At 59.0% G+C, this 25,044-nt stretch carries 30 protein-coding genes (1 of these 30 only partly in view); 19 read left to right on the top strand and 11 right to left on the bottom strand.

All coding sequences use genetic code 11. The annotated features are described in order from the left end of the window. A protein-coding gene (locus JFT81_RS24535; protein ID WP_095049508.1) for an acyl-CoA dehydrogenase crosses the window boundary here: on the bottom strand, positions 1-947 show its 5' portion. 235 nt of this gene lie to the left of the window's left edge; 947 of the gene's 1,182 nt are visible here — the first part of the coding sequence; the start codon lies at positions 945-947; its stop codon lies off the left edge, out of view. A 158-nt stretch (positions 948-1,105) separates the two neighbouring features. On the opposite strand from JFT81_RS24535, the gene JFT81_RS24530 reads away from it, so the two are divergent. The 11 genes from JFT81_RS24530 to JFT81_RS24480 all read left to right on the top strand — a co-directional run bounded on the left by JFT81_RS24530 (position 1,106) and on the right by JFT81_RS24480 (position 11,229). After that, positions 1,106-2,005 carry a LysR family transcriptional regulator gene (locus JFT81_RS24530; protein WP_201229662.1) on the top strand — a complete coding sequence of 300 codons (900 nt, stop codon included), beginning with the start codon at positions 1,106-1,108 and terminating at the stop codon, positions 2,003-2,005. 434 nt (positions 2,006-2,439) lie between these two features. Further along, entirely contained in the window at positions 2,440-3,561 is a 1,122-nt protein-coding gene (locus tag JFT81_RS24525; RefSeq protein WP_201147177.1) for a Re/Si-specific NAD(P)(+) transhydrogenase subunit alpha, read from the top strand. 15 nt (positions 3,562-3,576) lie between these two features. After that, complete coding sequence (locus JFT81_RS24520; RefSeq protein WP_003187417.1) at positions 3,577-3,897, top strand: NAD(P) transhydrogenase subunit alpha; 321 nt, start codon at positions 3,577-3,579, stop codon at positions 3,895-3,897. After that, entirely contained in the window at positions 3,897-5,330 is a 1,434-nt protein-coding gene (locus JFT81_RS24515) for an NAD(P)(+) transhydrogenase (Re/Si-specific) subunit beta (protein ID WP_201229661.1), read from the top strand. The genes JFT81_RS24520 and JFT81_RS24515 overlap by 1 nt, the downstream gene beginning before the upstream one ends. 214 nt (positions 5,331-5,544) lie before the next feature. Continuing rightward, the gene (locus JFT81_RS24510) at positions 5,545-7,038 is read left to right on the top strand and encodes an acetyl-CoA hydrolase/transferase family protein (protein WP_201147179.1); all 1,494 of its coding nucleotides are present in this window, start codon (positions 5,545-5,547) and stop codon (positions 7,036-7,038) included. A 321-nt stretch (positions 7,039-7,359) separates the two neighbouring features. After that, entirely contained in the window at positions 7,360-7,575 is a 216-nt protein-coding gene (locus JFT81_RS24505) for a DUF1127 domain-containing protein (protein ID WP_007911656.1), read from the top strand. Between the two features lie 257 nt (positions 7,576-7,832). Then, entirely contained in the window at positions 7,833-8,042 is a 210-nt protein-coding gene (locus JFT81_RS24500) for a DUF1127 domain-containing protein (protein ID WP_201199422.1), read from the top strand. Positions 8,043-8,176: 134 nt separating this feature from the next. After that, positions 8,177-8,494, top strand: coding sequence for a DUF2388 domain-containing protein (locus tag JFT81_RS24495; RefSeq protein WP_201199420.1), 318 nt, complete (start codon positions 8,177-8,179; stop codon positions 8,492-8,494). Between the two features lie 105 nt (positions 8,495-8,599). Then, positions 8,600-8,908 carry a DUF2388 domain-containing protein gene (locus JFT81_RS24490; protein ID WP_201229660.1) on the top strand — a complete coding sequence of 103 codons (309 nt, stop codon included), beginning with the start codon at positions 8,600-8,602 and terminating at the stop codon, positions 8,906-8,908. A 42-nt stretch (positions 8,909-8,950) separates the two neighbouring features. Continuing rightward, positions 8,951-9,271, top strand: a complete 321-nt coding sequence (locus JFT81_RS24485; protein WP_034152281.1) for a DUF2388 domain-containing protein — start codon at positions 8,951-8,953, stop codon at positions 9,269-9,271. Next, positions 9,268-11,229, top strand: coding sequence for a DUF4105 domain-containing protein (locus JFT81_RS24480; RefSeq protein WP_201229659.1), 1,962 nt, complete (start codon positions 9,268-9,270; stop codon positions 11,227-11,229). The genes JFT81_RS24485 and JFT81_RS24480 overlap by 4 nt, the downstream gene beginning before the upstream one ends. A 188-nt stretch (positions 11,230-11,417) precedes the next feature. On the opposite strand, the gene JFT81_RS24475 is transcribed toward JFT81_RS24480, so the two are convergent. From JFT81_RS24475 to trpB, 3 genes are all read right to left on the bottom strand, one after another. Continuing rightward, positions 11,418-11,873, bottom strand: coding sequence for an anti-virulence regulator CigR family protein (locus JFT81_RS24475; RefSeq protein ID WP_201229658.1), 456 nt, complete (start codon positions 11,871-11,873; stop codon positions 11,418-11,420). 122 nt (positions 11,874-11,995) lie between these two features. After that, entirely contained in the window at positions 11,996-12,808 is an 813-nt protein-coding gene (trpA, locus tag JFT81_RS24470; RefSeq protein WP_201229651.1) for a tryptophan synthase subunit alpha, read from the bottom strand. After that, on the bottom strand, positions 12,808-14,040 hold the full coding sequence (gene trpB / locus JFT81_RS24465) for a tryptophan synthase subunit beta (protein WP_201147183.1): 1,233 nt from the start codon (positions 14,038-14,040) through the stop codon (positions 12,808-12,810). Before trpB ends, trpA begins: the two co-directional genes overlap by 1 nt. Before the next feature lie 114 nt (positions 14,041-14,154). On the opposite strand from trpB, the gene JFT81_RS24460 reads away from it, so the two are divergent. Next, positions 14,155-15,072: a LysR family transcriptional regulator gene (locus JFT81_RS24460; protein WP_201229650.1), complete on the top strand. Its 918-nt coding sequence runs from the start codon at positions 14,155-14,157 to the stop codon at positions 15,070-15,072. Here the strand turns inward: JFT81_RS24460 and JFT81_RS24455 are convergent. Beyond that, entirely contained in the window at positions 15,045-15,371 is a 327-nt protein-coding gene (locus tag JFT81_RS24455) for a DUF883 family protein (protein WP_007911686.1), read from the bottom strand. The genes JFT81_RS24460 and JFT81_RS24455 overlap by 28 nt on opposite strands. 157 nt (positions 15,372-15,528) lie before the next feature. Between JFT81_RS24455 and JFT81_RS24450 the strand changes: the two genes are divergently transcribed. Next, the gene (locus tag JFT81_RS24450; RefSeq protein WP_007911688.1) at positions 15,529-15,744 is read left to right on the top strand and encodes a dodecin; all 216 of its coding nucleotides are present in this window, start codon (positions 15,529-15,531) and stop codon (positions 15,742-15,744) included. 128 nt (positions 15,745-15,872) lie between these two features. Beyond that, positions 15,873-16,094: a DUF1161 domain-containing protein gene (locus JFT81_RS24445; RefSeq protein WP_201229649.1), complete on the top strand. Its 222-nt coding sequence runs from the start codon at positions 15,873-15,875 to the stop codon at positions 16,092-16,094. A 260-nt stretch (positions 16,095-16,354) separates the two neighbouring features. Here JFT81_RS24445 and JFT81_RS24440 read toward each other — a convergent pair whose 3' ends face one another. Next, complete coding sequence (locus JFT81_RS24440) at positions 16,355-17,356, bottom strand: LLM class flavin-dependent oxidoreductase (RefSeq protein ID WP_201147185.1); 1,002 nt, start codon at positions 17,354-17,356, stop codon at positions 16,355-16,357. A 241-nt stretch (positions 17,357-17,597) separates the two neighbouring features. Here JFT81_RS24440 and JFT81_RS24435 point away from each other — a divergent pair, with 241 nt between their 5' ends. Together JFT81_RS24435 and JFT81_RS24430 are read left to right on the top strand one after the other, a co-directional pair. Further along, the gene (locus JFT81_RS24435; RefSeq protein ID WP_201229648.1) at positions 17,598-18,029 is read left to right on the top strand and encodes an OsmC family protein; all 432 of its coding nucleotides are present in this window, start codon (positions 17,598-17,600) and stop codon (positions 18,027-18,029) included. 266 nt (positions 18,030-18,295) lie between these two features. After that, a complete protein-coding gene (locus tag JFT81_RS24430; RefSeq protein WP_201229647.1) occupies positions 18,296-18,535 on the top strand; it encodes a DUF1161 domain-containing protein in 240 nt (79 codons plus the stop codon). Positions 18,536-18,541: 6 nt separating this feature from the next. Here JFT81_RS24430 and JFT81_RS24425 read toward each other — a convergent pair whose 3' ends face one another. Together JFT81_RS24425 and JFT81_RS24420 are read right to left on the bottom strand one after the other, a co-directional pair. After that, positions 18,542-18,961: a hypothetical protein gene (locus JFT81_RS24425; protein WP_201229645.1), complete on the bottom strand. Its 420-nt coding sequence runs from the start codon at positions 18,959-18,961 to the stop codon at positions 18,542-18,544. Positions 18,962-19,001: 40 nt separating this feature from the next. Further along, positions 19,002-19,424, bottom strand: coding sequence for a hypothetical protein (locus tag JFT81_RS24420; RefSeq protein WP_201229644.1), 423 nt, complete (start codon positions 19,422-19,424; stop codon positions 19,002-19,004). Positions 19,425-19,484: 60 nt separating this feature from the next. Between JFT81_RS24420 and JFT81_RS24415 the strand changes: the two genes are divergently transcribed. After that, positions 19,485-20,561, top strand: a complete 1,077-nt coding sequence (locus JFT81_RS24415; protein ID WP_201229643.1) for an aminopeptidase — start codon at positions 19,485-19,487, stop codon at positions 20,559-20,561. A 113-nt stretch (positions 20,562-20,674) separates the two neighbouring features. Here JFT81_RS24415 and JFT81_RS24410 read toward each other — a convergent pair whose 3' ends face one another. From JFT81_RS24410 to JFT81_RS24400, 3 genes are all read right to left on the bottom strand, one after another. Further along, positions 20,675-21,133, bottom strand: coding sequence for a transposase (locus JFT81_RS24410; protein WP_201229642.1), 459 nt, complete (start codon positions 21,131-21,133; stop codon positions 20,675-20,677). A 179-nt stretch (positions 21,134-21,312) separates the two neighbouring features. Further along, positions 21,313-21,963, bottom strand: coding sequence for an HAD family hydrolase (locus tag JFT81_RS24405; protein ID WP_201229640.1), 651 nt, complete (start codon positions 21,961-21,963; stop codon positions 21,313-21,315). 28 nt (positions 21,964-21,991) lie between these two features. Continuing rightward, positions 21,992-22,537, bottom strand: coding sequence for a gamma carbonic anhydrase family protein (locus JFT81_RS24400; protein WP_201229638.1), 546 nt, complete (start codon positions 22,535-22,537; stop codon positions 21,992-21,994). 88 nt (positions 22,538-22,625) lie between these two features. Here JFT81_RS24400 and prlC point away from each other — a divergent pair, with 88 nt between their 5' ends. Together prlC and JFT81_RS24390 are read left to right on the top strand one after the other, a co-directional pair. After that, a complete protein-coding gene (gene prlC, locus JFT81_RS24395; RefSeq protein ID WP_201229637.1) occupies positions 22,626-24,677 on the top strand; it encodes an oligopeptidase A in 2,052 nt (683 codons plus the stop codon). Then, positions 24,674-24,967, top strand: a complete 294-nt coding sequence (locus JFT81_RS24390) for a YheV family putative zinc ribbon protein (RefSeq protein WP_201229636.1) — start codon at positions 24,674-24,676, stop codon at positions 24,965-24,967. Before prlC ends, JFT81_RS24390 begins: the two co-directional genes overlap by 4 nt. Positions 24,968-25,044: the final 77 nt, after the last annotated feature.

The following is a 25,044-nucleotide window of genomic DNA, read 5'->3' as shown; positions in this document are numbered from 1 at the left end:
TCCTTCATACGCCCCAGACGCAGGCAGCCTTGCAGTGCCAGAGTGATTTCGGTCTGCATGTCGGCCAGTTTCTTCTGGATCAATTGAGTAGCGGCCAATGGGCGACCGAATTGCTGACGATCCAGCGTGTACTGGCGAGCGGTGTGCCAGCAGAACTCGGCGGCGCCCAGCGCACCCCAGGAGATGCCGTAGCGTGCAGAGTTGAGGCAGGTGAACGGGCCTTTCAGACCGCGCACGTCCGGGAAGATGTTCTCTTCCGGTACGAACACGTTGTCCATGACGATCTCACCGGTGATCGACGCACGCAGGCCGACTTTGCCGTGAATCGCCGGAGCGCTCAGACCTTTCCAGCCTTTTTCCAGCACGAAACCACGGATGTCGCCAGCATCGTCCTTGGCCCAGACCACGAACACATCGGCGATCGGGCTGTTGGTGATCCACATCTTCGCGCCAGTCAGGCTGTAACCGCCATCGACTTTGCGTGCACGGGTGATCATCGCGCCCGGGTCGGAACCGTGGTTCGGCTCAGTCAGGCCGAAGCAGCCGATCCACTCGCCGGAAGCCAGTTTCGGCAGGTATTTCTGTTTCTGGGCTTCGGTACCGAATTCGTTGATCGGCACCATCACCAACGAAGATTGCACGCTCATCATCGAACGGTAGCCGGAGTCGACACGCTCCACTTCACGAGCAATCAGACCGTAGCTGACGTAGTTGAGCCCGCTGCCACCGTATTGCTCTGGGATGGTTGCGCCCAACAGACCGACTTCGCCCATTTCGCGGAATATCGCCGGATCAGTCTTCTCATGACGGAAAGCTTCAAGAACGCGCGGCGCGAGCTTCTGCTGAGCGAACTGCTCGGCGGTGTCGCGGATCATGCGCTCCTCTTCGGTGAGCTGTTGATCCAGCAGCAGGGGATCGATCCAGTTGAAGCTAGCCTTACCGCCCATGAGTGTGTCCTCGTAAATCGGGTGAATTAACGTGGCATTGATCCTAGGCGCGGTTCGCCGTCGCGGCAAACGAGGATTTCGCATCCTGTTGTGCTAATTTCTCACTTCGAAACGTCGCTGAATGCCTTTTATGCGGCGTATTAGTGAGGTTGACGTACATGCGCAGGAAGATCCCCAGCACCACCGCCCTGATCAGCTTCGAAGCAGCCGCTCGACACGAAAGCTTCACCAGGGCCGCCGAAGAACTTTCCCTCACTCAGGGGGCCATTTGCCGACAGATCGCCACCCTGGAGGATTTCCTGAGTGTGGAACTGTTCCGACGCTCGCGGCGGGGCGTGAAGCTGACCGAAGCAGGACTTTCCTACAGCCGCCGCGTCGCGACGCAACTGGATGCAGTCGAACGCGACACTCTCTCGGTGATGGGCCAGCAAGGCACCAATGTGATCGAACTGGCGGTGGTGCCGACCTTTGGCACCCAATGGCTGCTCCCACGTCTCAAGGATTTCCAGCTCCAGCACCCGGAAGTCACGGTCAACCTGACTAACCGCACCCGCCCCTTTCTGTTTGCCGATACCGAATTCGACGCGGCGATCTACTTCGGCGATGCCGATTGGTCGGGTACTGAATCCCACAGGCTGATGGGCGAGAGTCCGATGCCGGTGTGCAGCCCTGCCCTACTCGGCAACAAGACGCTTCTGACAGCCGATGAGATTGCCGAACTGCCGCTGCTGCAACAGACCACTCGTCCCTATGCCTGGCGCCAGTGGTTCAACTCGCAACACCTGAATATCCCCCGCGACATGACAGGCCCGCGCTACGAGCTATTCTCCATGCTCGCCCAGGCGGCCATGCACGACATGGGCATTGCGCTGATTCCACCGTTCCTGATTCAGCGTGAACTGGCCGAGAAACGCTTGGTGATTGCCAACCCGCAAACGCTCTCCAGCATCAAGGCCTATTACCTGATGATTCCTGAGCGAAAAGTCGAATCGGCGTCTCTGAAGGCATTTCGCGACTGGTTGGTAAATCAGGCGCAGAGCTACAGCCTAGAAGGATAAAGGCTTACAGCCTTAACTGACCTCGTAGTCAGAAAAATCAAAGCACTACAGATATAAGTATTTGTCGCATATTCAGCGACTGTATCCGAAAGTCGTACAGACGTCCCACAAGCGCCTGACGACGTGGCTTTGAGCCTCCATGCACGACTCATTACTGCCTATTCACGTCGCCGATGAGAAATTTTTTCAAATTCGGCCAGAATCCTTGAACAGCACGGCTTACAAGGGATTCAAGCGGTCAAGTGCGACATTCGGTCACGGGATGACTTGTAGTTAATTTTCCGTCACCCGTCATAATCCCTTGAAGGGCATAAAGTTCGCCTGCAAAATGCCGCGCCCCGCCCTGATTTGGCGGGATCGTGCTGATCGGCCGCCCCAGTCGCACCATCCGTAGTGCATGGGTTTACTCAATAAGATCACGCAGGAGATTTGACGTGCACATTGGTGTTCCTCTCGAAACCCAGACCGGTGAAACACGGGTTGCTGCAACCCCGGAAACCATTAAAAAGCTGATCGGCCAAGGTCATAAGGTCACTGTGCAAACCGGCGCCGGCGTTAAAGCCAGTGTGGTCGACAGTGCCTATGAAGCGGCAGGCGCAACCATTGGCAGTGCCAATGACGCGTTTGGCGCCGAGCTGATTCTCAAAGTGGTCGCCCCCAGCGATGCCGAACTGCCGCTGATCAAGCGCGGTACGGTGCTGGTTGGCATGCTCAACCCGTTCAACAACGAAACCATCGCGAAGATGGCCGAGTGCGGCATTACCGCGTTCGCCCTCGAAGCGGCGCCGCGCACCTCGCGGGCGCAGAGTCTCGATGTGTTGTCGTCGCAGGCGAACATTGCCGGCTATAAGGCTGTGTTGCTGGCCGCTCACCACTATCCGCGCTTCATGCCAATGCTGATGACGGCTGCGGGCACCGTGAAAGCGGCGCGCGTGCTGATTCTCGGCGCGGGTGTGGCCGGGTTGCAGGCGATTGCCACGGCGAAACGTCTGGGAGCAGTGATCGAAGCGTCCGACGTGCGTCCGGCAGTGAAGGAACAGATTGAATCCCTCGGTGCCAAGTTCGTCGACGTGCCTTACGAGACCGATGAAGAGCGTGAATGCGCGGTCGGTGTCGGCGGTTACGCGCGGCCCATGCCGGCGAGCTGGATGCAGCGTCAGGCCCAGGCCGTGCACGAGCGCGCCAAGCAGGCTGACATTGTCATCACCACCGCACTGATTCCGGGTCGCAAAGCGCCGACGCTGTTGAGCGCAGAGACCGTGGCGCAGATGAAGCCGGGTTCGGTGGTCATCGACCTCGCGGCGGCTCAGGGTGGCAACTGCCCGCTGACCGTAGCCGATCAGGTCGTGGTCGAGAATGGCGTGACCATTTGCGGCCCGACCAATCTGGCCGGCGAAGTCGCTGCAGACGCTTCGGCGCTGTACGCACGCAACCTGCTGGACTTCCTCAAGCTGGTTTTCACTAAAGAAGGCCAGTTCGACGTCAACCTCGAAGACGACATCGTCGCCGCGTGCCTGATGTGCCGCGACGGCCAAGTCATCCGCAAAAACGCCTAAGCAGGGATTCAGACGATGGAAGAGCTTATCTCCCCCGGTATCTACAACCTGATCATCTTCGTGCTGGCGATTTATGTCGGTTACCACGTGGTCTGGAACGTTACACCTGCACTGCACACGCCGTTGATGGCAGTGACCAACGCCATCTCGGCGATTGTGATCGTCGGCGCCATGCTCGCCGCCGCACTGACCGTTACGCCGCTGGGTAAAACCATGGGCACTCTCGCTGTGGCACTGGCGGCGGTCAACGTGTTCGGTGGTTTCCTGGTCACCCGCCGCATGCTTGAGATGTTCAAGAAGAAAGCCCCGAAAGTAAAAGAAGAGGCGCCGAAGTAATGAGCATGAATCTCGTCACGACGCTCTACCTGATCGCGTCGATCTGCTTTATCCAGGCCCTCAAAGGCCTGTCGCACCCGACTACGTCGCGGCGCGGCAACCTGTTCGGCATGCTCGGCATGGCATTGGCCATTCTCACTACCGTCGGCCTCATCTATAAGCTCGGCGCTGAGCTGGCAACCGCGGGTATCGGTTACGTCATCGTCGGCCTGCTGATCGGCGGCACTGCCGGTTCGATCATGGCCAAGCGCGTTGAAATGACCAAGATGCCGGAACTGGTCGCGTTCATGCACAGCATGATCGGTCTCGCGGCAGTGTTCATTGCCATTGCTGCTGTGGTTGAGCCGCAATCGCTGGGCATCGTCAAGCAACTGGGCGACTCGATCCCTACGGGTAACCGTCTGGAGTTGTTCCTCGGTGCTGCGATCGGTGCGATTACCTTCTCTGGTTCGGTGATCGCCTTCGGCAAGCTCTCGGGCAAGTACAAGTTTCGTCTGTTCCAAGGCGCACCAGTACAGTTCACCGGTCAGCACAAATTGAATGCGGTGCTGGGTCTGGCGACGCTGGCACTCGGCCTGACTTTCATGTTCACCGGCAACCTCACCGCCTTCGCGCTGATGCTGGCGCTGGCGTTCGTGATGGGCGTGCTGATCATCATCCCGATCGGCGGCGCGGACATGCCGGTCGTGGTATCGATGCTCAACAGCTATTCGGGCTGGGCGGCGGCGGGTATCGGCTTCTCGCTGAACAACTCGATGCTGATCATTGCCGGCTCTCTGGTGGGTTCGAGCGGTGCGATCCTCTCGTACATCATGTGCAAGGCGATGAACCGTTCCTTCTTTAATGTACTGCTCGGCGGTTTCGGCAACACGGCCGACGCTGGTCCGGCCGGTGCGAAAGAGGCCCGTCCGGTGAAATCCGGCTCGGCTGACGACGCGACCTTCCTGCTGACCAACGCTGATACCGTGATCATCGTGCCGGGTTACGGCCTGGCGGTAGCGCGTGCACAACATGCGCTGAAAGAGCTGACCGAGAAGCTGACCCACCGTGGCGTGACCGTGAAGTATGCGATTCACCCGGTCGCGGGGCGTATGCCAGGGCACATGAACGTCCTGCTGGCCGAGGCCGAAGTGCCTTACGACCAGGTGTTCGAGATGGAGGACATCAACTCCGAGTTCGGTCAGGCCGACGTGGTGCTGGTGCTCGGCGCGAACGACGTGGTCAACCCGGCCGCGAAGAACGATCCGAAATCGCCGATTGCCGGCATGCCGATTCTCGAGGCGTTCAAGGCCAAGACCATCATCGTCAACAAGCGCTCGATGGCCAGCGGCTATGCCGGTCTGGACAACGAACTGTTCTACCTGGACAAGACCATGATGGTCTTCGGCGACGCGAAGAAAGTCATCGAAGACATGGTCAAAGCGGTCGAGTAACTCCCCGCTGCAATACCGAACGCCCCGACTTGTCGGGGCGTTTTTGTTTGTGCAAACAGTCGAACAATATGCCGCGTTGTTGCAGATCCAGTAACGGTGTTTTACTTGAAACCCGCTAAATAGACGCCTCGTTTGCGACCTTGGTAGCGGGACAGGCGCCCGTCAAATTCACTAGACTGCGCATCCTGCTACTCGCTTCCCGAGATAATAATCCATGTACCGTGACCGTATTCGCCTGCCTTCGTTGTTGGACAAAGTGATGAGCGCCGCCGACGCAGCCGCTCTGATTGAGGACGGCATGACCGTCGGCATGAGCGGTTTCACCCGTGCCGGCGAAGCCAAAGCCGTCCCTCACGCACTGGCCGAGCGGGCCAAGGTCACGCCGCTGAAGATCAGCCTGATGACCGGCGCCAGCCTGGGCAACGACCTCGACAAGCAACTGACCGAAGCCGGCGTGCTGTCGCGACGCATGCCGTTCCAGGTCGACAGCACCTTGCGCAAGGCGATCAACGCCGGCGAAGTGATGTTCATCGACCAGCACTTGTCGGAAACCGTCGAGCAACTGCGCAACCAACAACTGAAGCTGCCGGACATCGCGGTGATCGAAGCCGTGGCCATCACGGAACAAGGCCACATCGTGCCGACCACGTCGGTGGGCAACTCGGCGAGCTTCGCGATTTTCGCCAAACAGGTCATCGTCGAGATCAACCTGGCGCACAACGCCAACCTCGAAGGTCTGCATGACATCTATATCCCGACCTACCGCCCGACGCGCACGCCGATCCCGCTGGTAAAAGTCGACGACCGCATCGGTAGCACTGCGATTCCTATTCCACCGGAAAAGATCGTTGCCATCGTCATCACTCAGCAGCCTGATTCGCCGTCCACCGTGTCGTCGCCGGACGCTGATACCAATGCCATCGCCGATCACCTGATCACGTTCTTCAAGCAGGAAGTCGACGCCGGGCGCATGACCAACAAGCTCGGCCCGTTGCAGGCCGGGATCGGCAATATCGCCAACGCGGTGATGTGCGGCCTGATCGAGTCGCCGTTCGAAGACCTGACCATGTACTCCGAAGTGCTGCAGGACTCGACCTTCGACCTGATCGACGCCGGCAAGCTGAGCTTTGCTTCGGGCAGCTCGATCACCCTGTCGGAGCGCCGTAACAGTGACGTGTTCGGCAATCTGGAAAAGTACAAAGACAAACTGGTGCTGCGCCCGCAGGAGATCTCCAACCACCCGGAAGTGGTGCGTCGTCTGGGCATCATCGGCATCAACACGGCGCTGGAGTTCGACATCTACGGCAACGTCAACTCCACCCACGTCTGCGGCACGCGGATGATGAACGGCATCGGCGGCTCCGGTGACTTCGCGCGTAACGCGCACCTGGCGGTGTTCGTGACCAAGTCGATTGCCAAGGGCGGCGCGATTTCCAGCGTGGTGCCGATGGTCAGCCACGTTGACCACACCGAACATGACGTCGACATTCTCGTGACCGAAGTGGGGCTGGCCGACCTGCGTGGCTTGGCGCCACGCGAACGTGCCCGGGTGATCATCGACAACTGTGTGCACCCGGACTACCGCCAGGCTTTGAACGATTACTTCACGGCGGCTTGTGCAATCGGTGGTCACACCCCGCACATCCTGCGTGAGGCGTTGAGCTGGCACATCAACCTGGAAGAAACCGGGCGCATGTTGGCGGTGTAACTCGCACAGATAATCCGCTGGGGCAAACACAGTTTGCTCCAGCGGATTTTCGCAAACCGTCTTAACGACAAAAACTGTACTGCTGTACCGGTCGATTCTTACAGCAATTGCCTACAAAACCCCTCCACTCAAGCACAAATGCACCACTTAAGTGCAGATAGGTACAGTTTGCTCAATTTTGACCCGTACACCGTCTTTAAACAGTTAACTGGTCACTCACAATACAGTTGAACTGTATCTAGAGAGACTAGGCAAACGAGAGGATCATGGGCACCAGTCAAACCACTACCTGATCCCGCCACAAGCGGAAGGATGTCAACCATGGAACGTACACTCAGTTCCGAACTGTTCTTCGAAGACAAAGCTGTAAACACCCAGGCTTCCCTGCCTCTGCGCGTTATCGCCAACCTGATGTTGTGGCAGCGCCGCATTTCCAGCCGCCACCAACTGGCTCGTCTGGATTCGCGTCTGCTGGCTGACGCCGGTATCAGCGAAGCACAACGCTACGAAGAGCTGAGCAAGCCGTTCTGGCGCTAAGTAGCGTCGCTGGCTCTGGTCGTTAGACCCACCGCCAGCAACCCGAATTGAAAATACAAAACCCGTCGTGGGAAACCACGACGGGTTTTGTCGTTTTGACCACGGAAAACGGCCGGTACAGGCACCTGAGCCGAACACAAGTACAGTTTTAATAAAATCGATTCTGAACCAGTACAATTTTACGCCGGTGTATCTGCTCCGTTGCCTGTATCAGGCTCACCATGACCCTTCACCCTATTTGGCTAAAGGAAAAGGTCATGAATGACTTACAGGATGTTTCAGCAATGTCGAGCAGCGCGCCCCAGCGCAGCCACCCTTTGCGCCGCGTGTTTCGCAATATCTGGCAAGCCCTGGAGCGCGCCAGGACGCGGCGCCTGTTGGCGCAACTGGAGGGTCGGGATCTCGCAGATCTGGGTCTCAGCCACGCCGATCGGCTGAATGAAATGGAGAAACCCTTCTGGCGCTAGCATTTTGCCCACTGTGCGAACCTCGTCGCCGGGCCTAATATCCACGCAGAACGTGGCGAATGCAGTGCAACCGGCGTCTGACTCCACAGATACCGAGCCACCTCTCACTACGGTTTATCCTCAGGAGTTACCCTATGTCCCGTCTTCGCCTGCTCAGCGCTGCTGCCCTGCTGGCAATGGCTGCCAACGCCAGTGCCACCAGCTTCATCGTTACCACCGACGCCGTTGTCGGTGCGCTGAAATCCTCGTCCGACGCCACTTCCGACGTTTCCTCTTCCTTTCGTGACGACAAAATCGTCCTCGCCGCCCGTGACGACGCTGCCAGCTTCGTAGCCAGCGAAGGCGAAATCCGTGGCGTGAAGCTGGAAAGCGCGCTGGATCACATTCGCCATCAGGCACCACAGTTACAAGCAACCGATGCACAGCTGGCTCAGGCTATTCTGACCATCTAAGCTGCTGGCATTGCGGGACACGTCGTGCGTGTCCCGATGTTTCGGCGCTGGCTCTGGCCCGGGCATTGCGCTAGTGTTGGGGCTCGCTAACCGTTACCGAGTCCTATGCGTTTTCTGCCAAATCTGCTTATCCCTTCCGTATTGCTCACAGCCTGCTGGGCGACTTCAGCCGATGCCTTTGATGTATCGACGCAAAACACTGTTGTCTCCGTTTGGGCGACCGGCATGGTGTCTTCGGCACCGTTCGACCGTAAACTGCTGCTCGCCGCCCACGATGACGCGGCCGCATTTGTTGCAAGTGACGGTGAATGGCGCGGCGCGCGGCTGGAATCCGCGTTGCATTACCTGCGCAAAACGCGGCCAAAACTTCATGTCAGCGACCTTGAACTGGCAGAGGCAATTCTCGTCCAATAGTCATCCTGTCCCCAGTTACCCTTGCCCTTCCGGAGTCGTTCCATGCGTAGCCCGCTGATTGCTGCCGCCCTCGGCCTGTTTTTGTTGGCCGATGTGGCCCAGGCGCACACCCTGGTAGCCACCAGTAACATCATCGTTCGTGCCTCCCAGCGCACTATCGATTTCACCTCCGACACCACCACGTCGATCCGCGATTCGAAAATCATCCGCGAAGCTCACGACGACGCCGCCAGTTTCGTCGCCAGCAACGGTGATATCCGTGGCGCCCACCTCGAAGCCGCGCTTAACACCTTGCGCACTCGCGTGCCGGAAGCACGCGACGCCAGTGATCAGGTGCTCGCCGAAGCCATTCTCGCGCTGTGAAGTCACTCGGCGCCTGGCTACTGGCCGGGGCGTTGTTGCTGCTTGGCAACAGCGCCCACGCCGGCCTGCAACTGCGGCTCAAGACCGACGGTTTGAGTCCGGCTCAACAACAGGCCAGTCAGGCGCTGATCGATGAGGCCATGCAGAAACTGCCGCCGAGTTTCATCGAGCGCCTGGACCGGCGCATCGATGTCGGCTGGACGGACGACATGCCCGGCAATGCCTATGGCCAGGCCACCCTGGTCGCCGAACTCGATCTGAACCGTAAATTGCTCGCCGGGCTCACCGACGGCAGTGCAGCCAAAGAAAAAACCAATCGTCCCCACGGCACTGTGCGTCAGGAACTGCTCGCCACGGTGTTGCATGAAATCACCCACATTTATGACCGTGCACGCCTGTGGCCAGCCGCCGAACGTACGCTGATCCAGCGCTGCACCCGACGCAGCAACAGCGCCGGGCTGGTCGGTATACCCGACGAGTGCCGTGGTCAGAACGGTCGCCGCTTCACTCTCAGCGATGACCCTCGCCTGCTTGACCTTGCCGGCTGGCAGCAATACGTCGGCCGGCGTGGTGAGCGTGAACAACACAATCGGCAGATCGCCCGCAGCCCGGATCTGTACGAGATCTCCAGTCCCAAGGAGTTCGTTGCGGTCAACATGGAGTATTTCCTCCTCGACCCGAGCTACGCCTGCCGTCGCCCGGCGCTGTATCGCTATTACAAGGAACACTTTGGCTGGGCGCCGCCAGCCAAGGACACTTGCAGCAAGACCTTCGCGTTTCTCAATGCCGGCAACGATTTCGCCAAGCAACCGCTGGGGCAGGTCGATCCGGAACGGGTCTACGCCGTCGACTACCTGCTGGCCGAGGCCAACCAGAATTGGGTCAGCCGCTGGGGCCACAGCATGTTGCGCCTGGTGATCTGCGCGCCGGGCCGTCCACGTGGCCCGGACTGCCGGCTCGATCTCGATCAGCATCTGGTGTTGTCGTACCGCGCCTTCGTCGGCGACGTGCAGTTGTCGAGCTGGGACGGCCTGGTCGGCAAGTACCCCTCGCGACTGTTCGTATTGCCGCTCGCGCAGGTCATCGACGAATACACCAAAACCGAACTGCGCAGCCTTGCGTCAGTGCCGCTGAACCTGTCGCGTGACGAGATCGAAGGCGTGGTCGAGCACGCCGCCGAGATGCACTGGAGCTACGACGGCAACTACTTCTTCCTGTCCAACAACTGCGCGGTGGAAGGTTTGAAACTGTTGCGCAGCGGCAGTAACAACGCGCAACTGGTCGGTCTCGACAGCATCATGCCCAACGGTTTGCTCGAAGTGCTCAAGGGCCGCGGTCTGGCGGAGACAAGCGTACTGGATGACCCGAAAGAAGCCTTGCGTCTGGGATATCGCTTCGACTCGTTCCGCGATCGCTATCAGGCGATGTTCGATGTGCTGAAGAAACAGCTGCCGATCAAACAGACCTCCGTTGAAGAATGGCTTTCATTGTCCGCCGAACAACGCCGCGAGTGGTTCGAGCGCGCCGACCTGCGCACCAGCGCCGCGTTGTTGTTGCTGGAGCAAGCCAGTTATCGCCGTCAGTTGTTGCTGGCACAGGACGAGGTCAAGCAGCGCTACCTCGGTGCCCGGGAGCTGGAGAACGGCGGCATGGACAAGGCTAACGCGACCTTGCAGGAAATCCTCGCCAACAGCGGCTTCCTCAGCCGCCCGGCAGAGCTTCTTGATAGTCGTGGTTATGGGTTGCCACAGCCGAGCGAGTTCCGGCGGCTTGAGGATGAAAGCAGTCAGCGGCAGAAAAAGCTGCTGGTGCTGTCCGGTGATCTGGATGCTGAAGTGCGTAAGTTGCTAGAGCCCAAGCGCGCTGCGGAGATTGCGGCCAGTGAGGCCAATGTGAAGCAGATCGGCGAGCATTTGCGCAAATTGCACAAAGCCTCGGGCGGACTGGAACTGCCCTGAACTTGAGGCTGAACCTGATGCTGATGATGAGTGCATACCTTGTGGCGAGGGGATTTATCCCCGTTGGGTCGCGAAGCGGCCCCAAAATCAGCGAACCCGGTCAATCAGATAAACCGAGTCCGCTGAATTGCGACTGCTGCGCAGCCGAACGGGGATAAATCCCCTCGCCACAGGTGATGTGTGTCAGATCAATTGAGGACGCCATCGAGGATTTCGTAAACGATCCCGGTGCCCACCGCGATCAGCACAATGTCGCCGCCAGCCCGGCGCCATTCGTAACCCGGATAAACCGGCAAACGACCTAACGCGCGACCATCCAGGCGCTCACCGTAATAGCCGTGCGGCAATGGCCGGCCACGTTCCAGATGAATGCCCGGTGGTGGCGGCGCACCGCGCACGAAGTAGCCGTGGTTGTCGCGGATCGTCTGGCGCACAGGGCCAAAATCGCGCGGCGGCGGGCCGCCACGGTGGTCGTTTTGCGGGCCACGGTGGTCGTCACCGTGATTGTCACCGCGGTTATCGTAATGGCCCTGCGGCGGGCCGCCGTGGTCGTAATCACCGCGCTGATCGGCGCTGGCCAGCAACGGTGTCGCACTGATCATCAGCACGCCCAGTCCGGCAATCAGACGTTTCGGCATTTTCATCGGGTCTTTCCTCACTGCACTGACAGCAAAAAGGGATTCAGAACGTGGTTCTGAATCCCTCGGTCTTGCTGGATTAGTCTGTGCCGCGAGGCGCTAATTCCTCTGTATCAGGAACTTTACCTTCAGCTGACGCGAGCCTTACGCACGCCCTCGGACAGTGCCGAACACAGGCCCAGGACACCGTCGATAGCCTGATCCGGCGTGGTCGCGTTGGCGATGTGATCGATCAACGCCGAGCCCACCACCACACCGTCTGCCAGACGCGCGATGGATGCCGCTTGTTCCGGCGTACGGATGCCGAAACCGATGCTGATCGGCAAGTCGGTATGCCGACGCAGACGAGTGACCGCCTCTTCAACATGCTCCAGCGTCGCGGCGCCGGCACCGGTGACACCGGCAACCGACACGTAGTACACAAAACCGGAACTGCCGTTGAGTACCTTCGGCAGGCGCGCATCGTCGGTGGTCGGCGTGGTCAGACGGATGAAGTCCAGGCCGGCAGCCTGCGCCGGGTCGCACAGTTCTTCGTTGTGCTCTGGCGGCATGTCGACGACGATCAAGCCATCAACGCCGGCCTCTTTTGCGTCGGCAATAAAGCGCGGCACGCCATACATGTGGATCGGGTTGTAGTAACCCATCAGCACCAGCGGCGTGTCACTGTTGCCTTCACGGAACTCGCGAACCATCTGCAGGGTTTTCACCAGGTTCTGCTTGGCACCCAGTGCACGGATATTGGCCAACTGAATCGCTGGGCCATCGGCCATTGGATCGGTGAATGGCATGCCCAATTCGATCACGTCGGCGCCGGCACCCGGCAAGCCTTTGAGAATTGCCAGCGAGGTGTCGTAGTCCGGATCACCGGCCGTGACGAAGGTCACCAGTGCGGCGCGGTTTTGTTCTTTGAGTTCGGCAAAACGGGTTTGCAGGCGGCTCATCAGTGTTTCTCCTGCTTAGACTGTTCCATGTGATGCATGACGGTCTGCATGTCTTTGTCGCCACGGCCGGACAGGTTGACCACCATCAGGTGATCCTTCGGCAGCGACGGTGCGCGTTTGAACACTTCAGCCAGGGCGTGGGCGCTTTCCAGTGCGGGAATGATCCCTTCCAGGCGGCAGCATTTGTGGAACGCATCAAGGGCTTCGTCGTCGGTCACCGAGGTGTATTGAACGCGGCCAATGTCATGCAACCAGGCGTGTTCCGGGCCGATGCCCGGGTAATCGAGGCCGGCGGAAATCGAGTGCGCGTCGATGATCTGGCCATCGTCGTCCTGCAGCAGGAAAGTACGGTTACCGTGCAACACACCCGGAACGCCGCCGTTGAGGCTCGCGGCGTGCTTGCCGGTTTCGATGCCGTAACCAGCTGCTTCAACACCGATGATCTCGACGCTCTTGTCGTCGAGGAACGGGTGAAACAGGCCCATGGCGTTTGAGCCGCCACCGATGCACGCCACCAGGCTGTCCGGCAGACGACCTTCCTGGGCTTGCAACTGATCGCGGGTTTCCTTGCCGATCACAGCCTGAAAGTCGCGCACCATCGCGGGGTACGGATGCGGGCCGGCCACGGTGCCGATCAGGTAGAAAGTGCTGTCGACGTTGGTCACCCAGTCACGCAGCGCTTCGTTCATCGCGTCTTTCAGGGTGCCGGTGCCGGCGACGACTGGAATCACTTCAGCGCCGAGCAATTTCATGCGGAACACGTTGGCCTGCTGACGTTCGATGTCAGTGGTGCCCATGTAGATCACGCAATCCAGACCGAAACGTGCAGCGACGGTGGCGGTGGCCACGCCGTGCATGCCGGCGCCGGTTTCAGCGATGATGCGTTTCTTGCCCATGCGCCGTGCCAGCAGGATCTGGCCGATGCAGTTGTTGATCTTGTGCGCGCCGGTGTGGTTCAGCTCTTCGCGCTTGAGGTAGATCTTCGCGCCGCCGCAGAACTCGGTCAGGCGTTCAGCGAAATACAGCGGGCTCGGACGTCCGACGTAGTCGCGCTGGAAGTAGGCCAATTCTTCTTTGAATGCAGGATCTTCCTTGGCCGTTTCATATTCGCGGGCCAGATCAAGGATCAGCGGCATCAGGGTTTCAGCCACGTAGCGGCCACCGAACGAGCCGAACAGGCCGTTGGCGTCAGGGCCGTTACGCAGATCAGAGGTGTTCGAAGTCTGGGTCATGGGTCGCTCCAGGTGAATTCGGGTCGAAAGACAATGACGACCACTCTACCCCTGACCTTCTATGCTGAAAACCGATAAGATCGCCGCAACCTGTCAGGAAAACTCACAGATATCATGAGCCATGACCTTCCTCCCTTGAACGCCTTGCGCGCATTCGAAGCCACCGCCCGGCTGAACAGCGTCAGTCAGGCCGCCGAACAGCTGCACGTCACCCATGGCGCGGTCAGTCGTCAGCTCAAGGTGCTCGAAGAACACCTGGGTGTAAGTCTGTTCGTCAAGGATGGGCGCGGCTTGAAACTCACAGATGCCGGCGTGCGTTTACGCGATGCCAGCGGCGAAGCCTTCGACCGCTTGCGCAATGTTTGTGCCGAGCTGACACAAAGCACCGCCGATGCGCCGTTCGTACTCGGCTGCTCCGGAAGTCTGCTGGCGCGCTGGTTTATTCCGCGCTTGGGCCGATTGAATGCCGACCTGCCGGATTTGCGCTTGCACCTTTCAGCGGGTGAAGGCGATCTCGATCCTCGGCGTCCGGGGCTGGATGCCTTGCTACTGTTCGCCGAGCCGCCATGGCCGGCAGACATGCAGGTTTACGAATTGGCCGCCGAACGCATAGGCCCAGTGATGAGCCCACTGTTCAGCGGCTATCAACGCCTGCAAACAGCGCCAGCCGCATCGCTGCTCAATGAACCGCTGCTGCACACCACTTCTCGTCCACAGGCGTGGCCGAGCTGGGCACAGCAAAACCACCTCGACGCCAAGGCGTTGAAGCTCGGGCAAGGATTCGAGCATTTGTATTACTTGCTGGAAGCAGCGGTGGCAGGACTTGGCGTCGCCATCGCGCCGGAGCCGTTGGTGACTGAGGATTTGAAAGCGGGTCGCCTGGTTGCGCCGTGGGGTTTCTGTGAAACCCCGGCGCAACTGGCGTTGTGGCTACCCAAGCGCGCCGCAGACGGGCGCGCTCGGCAACTGGCGCAGTGGCTCAAAAATGAGCTGCACCAGAGCGATCACTCGCCGCGCTTGAACAGCAGATAAGCGGCTAGCAGACCGATCGCACCGACCGCCACACCGGCGGTCGTCCACGGATGTTCCTGAGCATAATCGCGCGTGGCGATCCCGGTCTCACGGGTTTTCACTTTGACTTCTTCATAGGCGTCGCTGAGCAGGTGACGCGAGTGTTTCAGCGCGCTTTCAGCATTGCTTTTCAGCGCTTTGAGGGTCTTGCGCGACTCGTCTGAAGCGTCGTCTTTCAAGCTTTCCAACGATTTGAGCAGACTCTCGATCTCGGCTTCCATGCTTTGCAACGAGGCTTTACGTAAAGAGGTGTTGGCCATGGTGGCTCTCCTGCATTGGTGATGAGTGGCGTGTGTTGTTTGGGACTTCAACGGTTTGAGAAAGTGCAGAAAATCTGAACTTCGTCTGCGCAGAGCCACCGAATTCAACAGTGCAGATTCACTGCTAGTCTCAATTTCACACGCCAAGGAGATCGCCATGAGTGACCATCACACGTACAAGAAAGTCGAGCTGGTCGGTTCGTCCGCCAGCAGCATCGAAGACGCCATCAACAACGCGCTGGCCGAGGCCAACAAGAGCATCAAGCACCTGGAGTGGTTTGAAGTGGTCGATACCCGTGGCCACATCAAGGACGGTAAGGCTGCACACTTTCAGGTGACACTGAAAGTCGGCTTCCGCATTGCCAGTAGCTGAGTTTGGTCTACGCTTCTGAACTTGCGCGCTGGCCGAGTGCCATAGGAATGGCAAAGCGCTACAGGGTGAGCGCATTGGGTAAACGACCCGATGCCCGCCTCTTTTAATCCGACCAGGGAGTGCGACCGATGAAGAAGTTCATGTTGGCAGTAGGTTTGTTGAGCCTTGCGGGTGGTGCGTTTGCTGCCGGCAAGCCTTGTGAAGAGCTGAAAAGCGAGATCGCGGCGAAGCTGGATGCCAAGGGCGTTTCGGGGTATTCGCTGGAGATTGTCGACAAGGGCGCCCACGACGGCAAAGTCGTCGGTACCTGCGAAGGCAAGACCAAGGAAATCGTCTACAAGCGCGGTTGATCGCGCCTGAAATGCAAAAAGCCGACGCCAATGCGTCGGCTTTTTTATGTCCCGAATTTGGGATTTTTGGTGGATTTGAAATCGAACCCCCTCACCCCAGCCCTGCCCTGCCCTGCCCCCCAAAGGGTAGAGGGGAAAGGGAGCAGATCGGGGGCTGTTGAAAACCTGAGTTCGAGTCGATTTTTCAGGTCGATGTCGAGCGCGAGAACTCCTCAATGAGTCCCCTCTCCCTCCGGGAAAAGGTTAGGGTGAGGGGCTTTTCAGCCCTTCATCACCTGCGCCAGCAGTTCGTAGGAATGCACGCGGTCGGCGTGTTCGTAGAGATCACTGGTGAAAATCAGCTCATCGGCCTGGGTTTGCTCGATCAGCACTTCGAGTTTCGCGCGGATTTTCTGCGGGCTGCCGACCATCGCCAGACCGAGGAAATCGCCCACCGCCTCACGCTCGTGTGGCAGCCACAGGCCTTCCATGGTTTTCACTGGCGGGCGCTGCACCAGACTTTGCCCACGCATCAGCGCAAGAATGCGCTGGTACACGGAAGTCGCCAGATAATCGGCTTGCTCATCGGTATCCGCTGCCACGAGTGGCACGCCGAGCATCACATACGGCTTGTCGAGCACCGCCGACGGCTTGAAGTGATTGCGATAGACGCGAATCGCCTCATGCATGAAGCGCGGTGCGAAATGCGAGGCGAAGGCGTAGGGCAAACCGCGCTCGCCGGCCAATTGCGCACTGAACAGACTGGAGCCGAGCAACCAGATCGGCACGTTGGTGCCGGTGCCCGGCATAGCGATCACGCGTTGATCCGGCGTGCGCGGGCCAAGGAAGCGGGCCAGTTCGGCAACGTCTTCAGGGAAATCATCGGCACTGCCAGAGCGTTCACGGCGCAGGGCCCGCGCGGTCATCTGGTCGGAGCCGGGCGCACGGCCCAAGCCCAGATCGATCCGCCCCGGATACAAACTTTCGAGGGTGCCGAACTGCTCGGCAATCACCAGCGGCGCATGGTTGGGCAGCATGACACCACCCGAGCCGACGCGAATGGTCGATGTACCACCGGCCAGATAGCCGAGTAACACCGATGTCGCCGAGCTGGCGATGCCATCCATGTTGTGGTGTTCGGCCACCCAGAACCGCGTGTAACCGAACTTCTCGGCATGCTGCGCCAGATCGAGCGAGTTGCGCAGAGACTGCGCCGGGCTGCCGTTTTCGCGAACCGGCACCAGATCGAGGGTAGAAAATTTTACGTCCGAGAGTTGCTTCATAAACCTGCTTCTCCAAGTGAGGAGGCAGGTTTTTCTTGCGAACGAAAACCTGCCGAATCCATAAGCGTGTTTTGTGCAATGAGGGCATATACCCGAGTTTCAATAGCAGCGTCGAAATTTCCTACTAAAAAAGTCAACGATTCAGACAGGCTGAACTTTGTCGCGCCATCTATCCTCAGAAGCCTTGCAAGCAAAAACCACGTCGGCGCGGCATTCCGCGCCAGATCTTGAGGAGGCAGACATGGCTATCGTGAAGAAAGCATCCGCACATTGGGCAGGTGACCTGAAAACCGGCATCGGCTCGATTTCCACCGAAACCGGTGTCCTCAGAGAAGCACCATACGGCTTCAAGGCACGTTTCGAAGGCGGCAAGGGCACCAACCCGGAAGAACTGATCGGCGCCGCGCATGCCGGTTGTTTCTCGATGGCGTTCTCGATGATTCTCGGCGATGCGGGCCTCAAGGCCGACAGCATCGACACCCAGGCAGAAGTCACCCTTGATCAGGTTGAGGGCGGTTTCGCGATCACGGCGGTAAAGCTGATCCTCAAGGCGAAAATCCCTGGGGCGACGCAGGCGCAGTTTGATGAGCTGAGCAAAAAGGCCAAGGAAGGGTGCCCGGTGTCCAAGGTGCTGAATGCCAAGATTAGCCTTGAAGCAACGCTGGTCAGCTGATTCGGCGCACTTGAATAGCAGCGACATAAGCCTGTGGGAGCTGGTTTGCCAGCGATTGCGGTGGATACGGCGAGATTGATGGTCGCTGTGCCGACGTCATCGCTGGCAAGCCAGGCTCCCACAGGGATTTCAGGGCATCTGATAATTCGTTAACACTGCCGCACAAGATGTGAGCGAAGTCAGAACTCGTTTTGTGGAAATATGGTCGAATAGGTGACAGCAGCTTCAGCGCACGCCCGTGCGCGCTGCCTCAGGGAGCTTCACTCATGAAACGTATTGGCTTGGCGATCCTCTGCAGTGCATTGGCCACCTCGGTTGTTGCGGCACCCAAAGATTGCGAAGAACTCAGAAAAGAGATCGAGGTAAAGATTCAGGCTAAAGCAGTGCCGTCCTACACGCTGGAAATCGTCAGCAAGGAAGAAGCCGAAAAACATGACATCGCAATGGTTGTCGGTTCTTGTGAGAACGGCACCAAAGCAATCATCTATCAGAAGAACGACAGCTGAAGTCGTTTACGGTACGCAGTTGATCTGACGCTCTTCAGCGACAATCTTGCCTTCGCGGTTGATCAGCCGGGCGCTGGGCGTGAAGGCCAATGATCGGGCCTCCAGCCGATAACGCTGCCCGGCCTCGAATTGATCGTAACGCAAGGTCATGTAACACAACCGCTCCTGCGGGTCGGTGTTCATGCCCAGGCCACCGCCGAAAATTTCGAAATCGAAGCGTACAGTCAGCTCATGGCTGCCCGGCGCGACTTGAAAAAAGCGCCCGTCCTCCAGGCGCACGTTGTCCAGCCGCTCGGCCATCAGCACTTTGCCCCCGGGTGCCGGCATCGCAAAGTCGACCCAGGCTTTACCGGGATCCGCCGCCGGCAGCGGGCTCTGGCAGCCAGCAACGAGACTTGCAGCGAGCAACAGCGTCAACCTGCGCATGATCGATGTCCTTTGATTTGGACATCCAGCATAACGCCGATCAGGTCTTCTGACAGCCCGCCGGCGTGCCCTGCCCAACGACGTTGCGTTGCTCGTCATAGAGCTTGGCCCACGGCCGGAAACCGATGCTGCCGGCCTGCAACTGATAGCGCTGGCCGGCATTGAAATCCTTGAATTTCACGTTCATCTGACAATCGCGCCACAGCGGTTCGGCGTCGGGGCCGATGTTGGTCGCGGCCACCGGAAATTGATAACGCACCTTCAGTTCATGGCTGCCGGGCTGTACCTCGAAGTAGCGTTTGTCGACGGCGGACTTGCGATCGACTTCCAGCGCTTGCAGCGCCGTGTCTTGTTGCCGTGCATCGAGATCGATCCAGGCTTGCGAAGGGTCAGGATCGGGCATTCCGAATCCGGCACAACCGGCCAATGTCAGCAGGCCTCCCGTCAGCATCAACATGCGCATAGCGGTGCTCCTTTAGGCGGGATAGTCTTGCGAGCAGACTCTCCGGGGGGATTTCTTATTTTGATCAGGCCTTTTCCAAGCCATGGGTTACTTGATCGCGTTTTTCGGGTTTTGTTTCCGGGTGTGTTGCTTTTGTTGCTCAACGGTTGCACCAGCGTCAGCTATTACGGCCAGTTGGCCAGTGGTCAGTTGCAATTGCTGCGGGCGCGCGAGCCGGTGGAAAAGGTCATTGCCGACCCGAGCCGCGACGCGACATTGCGCAAGCATCTGGCCCAGTCGCAAAAAGCCCGCGCATTCGCCAGCGAGCACCTGCATTTGCCGGACAATCAGAGCTATCGCCTGTACGCCGACATTGGCCGGCCGTTCGTGGTGTGGAATGTGTTCGCCACTCAGGAGTTTTCCCTGACACCGCAGAACCATTGCTTTCCGATTGCCGGGTGCGTGGCATATCGCGGTTACTACAGCCAAGGCGCGGCACGCGGCGAAGCGGCGATCCAGCGTTTGCAGGGTATGGACGTGTCGATTGGCGGTGTCGAGGCGTACTCGACGCTCGGCTGGTTCAATGACCCGATCATCAACACCATGATGGGTTGGGGCGACGAACGCCTGGCCACGCTGATCTTTCACGAACTGGCGCATCAGCGCTTTTATGTGAAGGACGACACCGAGTTCAACGAGTCCTTTGCCACGTTTGTCGAGCAGGAAGGCACGCGGCAGTGGCACGCGTCTCGCGGATTACCCGCAGATACCGATTCACGGTTGCAGCAGCGTGATCAGTTTATTGCGTTGGTGCTGGATACCCGCTCTCGGTTGGAGAAGCTGTACGCCCAACCATTGCCGGTGGAACAGATGCGCGAACGCAAAGCGGCAGAATTCGAGCAGTTTCGCCGGGATTACCGAACCATTCGCGACAGCCAATGGGCCGGGGACAAGCGCTATGACGCCTGGGTGAATGCGCCATTGAACAACGCGCGGTTGTTGCCGTTTGGACTGTATGACCAATGGGTGCCGGCGTTTTCGGCGTTGTTCAAAAAGGTCGAGGGAGATTGGCAGAGGTTTTATGTCGAGGTCGAGAAATTGGGTGAACTGCCGGTGTCTGAGCGCAAGGCGACGCTCAGGGCATTGGCAGAATCCTGATTGCGCATTTGGCTGAGACTACTCCTTCGCGGGCAAACCTTGCTCCTACAGATGAGTCGCAGGTGCGCTTTTTTGTAGGAGCAAGGCTTGCCCGCGAAGAGGCCTCTGAATGTTCACACCCAAATGGCATCCCACAGCGGATAGTCACCAATTTTCTTGACCAGTCCAGCACGAAGCGGGTTGGCAACGATATATCGGGCAACCGCTTGGAGATCCTCTTCCCGCCTGATTGCTCTGTCATGAAAGCCTGACTGCCACAGGGTGCCCTCCATCTTAAGCAACCGATTCAAAGCAACCGTGGTGCGAGATTTCGTTCTCCCCATCAACGATGGCAGCGTCGAGTTTTGCAGCTCAATCAGCCAATGAAAGTGGTCAGGCATGACCACCCAGGCCAATGATTTGGCCAGTTGCTCATGCTCGGCTATCTGGAACGCATTGACGGCCAGTCGGCCGGCTGGAAAGGTAGAAAAAACAGGGCGACGGTTTCGGACTACGGCAGTCAGCAGATAAATCTGTCCTTCATCGAAATAGCGTCCAAGGCGCAGGCGATGGGCGTGGCATGGGCTTTTCATGAGCGATCCTCCTTTATCGTGAACTCTGCACTCACACTAGATCGTTGGAGGAAAAATCGATGAATAACAATTAATCGGGATGTTTCTGAGGACCTCTTCGCGGGCAAGCCTTGCTCCTACAGATGAGTCGCAGGTGCGCTTTTTTGTAGGAGCAAGGCTTGCCCGCGAAGACTGACTGATCAGCGCAGCAGAAATGCCTGATGCAACTCGTCCAGTGTTTCAAAGTGATAAGCCGGTGCTTCGGCATTCAATTCTTCAAAACTGCCAAACCCATAGCCCACCGCCGCCGCATCCAGGCCATTGCTGCGTGCACCGATGAGGTCATGTTTGCGGTCGCCGATCATCAGCGTGTTCGCCGGGTCCAAACCCTCTTCTTTGATCAAGTGCGCAATCAACTCAACCTTGTTGGTGCGCGTGCCATCCAGCTCGCTTCCGTAAATCACCTTGAAGTGTCGGGCGAAGTCGAAATGCCGGGCAATCTCACGGGCGAAAATCCACGGCTTGGACGTCGCGATATACAGCTGCCGACCTTGACCACTGAGGGTTTCCAGCAACGGCGTAACACCATCGAACACGCGGTTTTCATAGAGGCCGGTGACTTTGAAACGCTCGCGATAGAAATTCACCGCGTCCCACGCCTTGGCCTCGTCGAAGTCGTAGAACTGCATGAATGCCTGTAGCAACGGCGGGCCGATAAAGTGTTCGAGTTTGGTCAGGTCCGGCTCATCGATGCCGAGTTTGGCCAGGGCGAACTGGATGGAACGGGTGATGCCCTCACGCGGGTCGGTCAGGGTGCCATCGAGGTCGAACAGTACGGTTTGGTAATGCATGAATATTCCCAAGCAGGTGTCAGTCGATTCAGATCTGGTCGTAGCCTTCGGCCAGATGCAGATCCTTGAGCTTCACGTAGTTGGCGGCGCTGTAGGTGAAGAAGGCATTTTCCTTGTCGCTTAATGGGCGAATCTGTTTCACCGGGCTGCCCACGTAGAGGAAACCACTTTCCAGGCGCTTGCCCGGCGGCACCAGACTGCCAGCGCCGATGATCACATCATCCTCGACCACCGCGCCGTCCATGACGATGCTGCCCATGCCGATCAACACGCGGCTGCCGACTGTGCAGCCGTGCAGCATGACTTTGTGAGCGATGGTCACGTCATCGCCGATCAGCAGCGGGAAGCCGTCCGGGTTGAACGGGCCGGCGTGGGTGATGTGCAATACGCAGCCGTCCTGCACGCTGGTGCGCGCGCCGATGCGGATGCGGTGCATGTCGCCACGGATCACGGTCAGCGGCCAGACCGAGCTGTCTTCACCGATTTCGACGTCGCCGATCACCACCGCCGAGGCGTCAACAAACGCGCCTTTGCGCAGGCTGGGGGTGTGATTCTGGTACTTGCGAACGGACACGATAATTTCTCTCTCTGTCGCCGATAGCTGCGGTGAATGCCGATTGTAATTAAGATGGTTGCATGTTTCCCCAGCCAAGGTGCCAACCGTGAGCGTGAACAACCCTCTGCTGCAGTCCTACGACCTGCCACCGTTCTCCACGATCCGTGCCGAACACGTCCTGCCCGCCATCGAAACGATCCTGGCCGACAACCGCGCCGCCATCGCCGAAATTCTCAAGACTCAGGTGCAGAACCCGACCTGGGCCGGCCTGGTATTGGCGATGGACGAACTCAATGATCGCCTCAGCGCCGCCTGGAGCCCCGTCAGCCACCTCAACGCCGTGTGCAACAGCGCCGAATTGCGTGAAGCCTACGAGTCGTGCCTGCCCGCCCTGAGCGCCTACTCCACCGAGATGGGCCAGAACCGCGAACTGTTCCAGGCGTTTGAAGCGCTGGCCAACAGCCCCGAAGCCGGCGGTTTCGACGTGGCGCAAAAGACTATTCTGGAACACGCTCTGCGTGACTTCCGTCTGTCGGGTATCGATCTGCCGGAAGCCGAGCAGAAACGCTACGCCGAAGTGCAGAGCAAGCTGTCCGAACTGGGCAGTCGTTTCTCCAATCAGCTGCTCGACGCCACACAGGCGTGGACCAAGCACGTCAGCGACGAAGCCGCCCTTGCCGGCCTGACCGATTCGGCCAAGGCGCAAATGGCCGCTGCTGCACAGGCCAAAGGCCTCGATGGCTGGCTGATCACCCTGGAATTCCCGAGCTACTACGCGGTGATGACCTACGCGCAAGACCGTGCGCTGCGCGAAGAAGTCTACGCCGCCTACTGCACCCGCGCCTCGGATCAAGGCCCGAACGCCGGCCAGAACGACAACGGCCCGGTGATGGAAGAGATCCTCGACCTGCGTCAGGAACTGGCCAAACTCTTGGGCTTCACCAGCTTCTCCGAGCTGAGCCTGGCGACCAAAATGGCCGAGTCCAGCGATCAGGTGCTGAGCTTCCTGCGCGATCTGGCCAAGCGCAGCAAACCTTTCGCCGCACAGGATCTGCAACAACTGCGCGCTTACGCCGCCGAACAGGGTTGCGCCGACCTGCAAAGCTGGGACAGCGGTTTCTACGGTGAAAAGCTCCGTGAACAACGCTACAGCGTCGCCCAGGAAGCCCTGCGCGCCTACTTCCCGATCGACAAGGTCTTGGGCGGTCTGTTCGCCATCGTGCAACGTCTGTACGGCATCGAAATCGCCGAACAGAAAGGCTTCGACACCTGGCATCCGGATGTACGCCTGTTCGAAATCAAGGAAAACGGTCAGCACGTCGGCCGCTTCTTCTTCGACCTCTATGCCCGCGCCAACAAGCGTGGCGGTGCATGGATGGACGGCGCCCGCGACCGCCGTCGCACCGTAGAGGGCGTGCTGCAAAGCCCGGTGGCCAATCTGGTGTGCAACTTCACCCCGGCCGACAGCGGCAAGCCTGCGCTGCTGACCCACGATGAAGTGACCACGCTGTTCCACGAATTCGGGCATGGCCTGCATCACCTGCTGACCCGCGTTGAGCATGCCGGCGTGTCCGGTATCAACGGCGTGGCGTGGGACGCGGTCGAACTGCCAAGCCAGTTCATGGAAAACTGGTGCTGGGAACCGGAAGGCCTCGCGCTGATCTCTGGTCACTACGAAAGCGGCGAACCGCTGCCCCAGGATCTGCTGGAAAAAATGCTCGCAGCGAAAAACTTCCAGTCCGGCCTGATGATGGTGCGTCAGCTGGAGTTCTCGCTGTTCGACTTCGAACTGCACGCCACTCACGGTGACGGCCGCAGCGTTGCGCAGGTGCTGGAAGGCGTGCGCGACGAGGTGTCGGTGATGCGTCCGCCAGCCTATAACCGCTTCCCGAACAGCTTCGCGCACATTTTTGCCGGCGGTTACGCAGCGGGTTACTACAGCTACAAATGGGCTGAAGTATTGTCGGCCGATGCCTTCTCCAAGTTCGAAGAAGACGGCGTGCTCAACGCTGAAACCGGTCGCGCTTTCCGCGAAGCGATTCTGGCGCGCGGCGGTTCGCAGGCGCCGATGGTGCTGTTCGTCGACTTCCGTGGCCGTGAGCCATCGATTGACGCACTGTTACGCCACAGCGGTCTGAGTGAGGACGCGGCAGCATGAGTGAGGGGCCTGTGATTACCAAAAAACGCTTTATCGCCGGGGCAGTCTGCCCGGCGTGCAGCGAGCCGGACAAGTTGATGATGTGGAACGAAGACAGCGTGCCGCACCGTGAATGCGTGGCCTGCGGTTACGCCGACACGCTCAACGAGCAAGGGCTGTCGGTGCCGAAAGAACTGGGCACGCGGGTTAACACCAGCGCTGTCAACAAACCTGCGCCAGACAAAACCGTGCAGGCAGTGCAGTTTTTCCCCAACCCGAAGCTGAAGAAAAAGCCTGACGAGCAACACTGACGGATGACCCACCTTTCACCGATTGCTCGGTGAAAGGTGGTAACTATGTACCGCCCTTCCCCTGCGCTTCCTGATTA

Origin of the sequence: Pseudomonas sp. TH43 (genome assembly GCF_016650635.1) — a bacterium.
In the GTDB taxonomy this organism is placed as follows: domain Bacteria; phylum Pseudomonadota; class Gammaproteobacteria; order Pseudomonadales; family Pseudomonadaceae; genus Aquipseudomonas.
The sequence above is the reverse complement of the archived record's forward strand: the minus strand, read 5'-3'. Positions and strand labels throughout refer to the sequence as shown.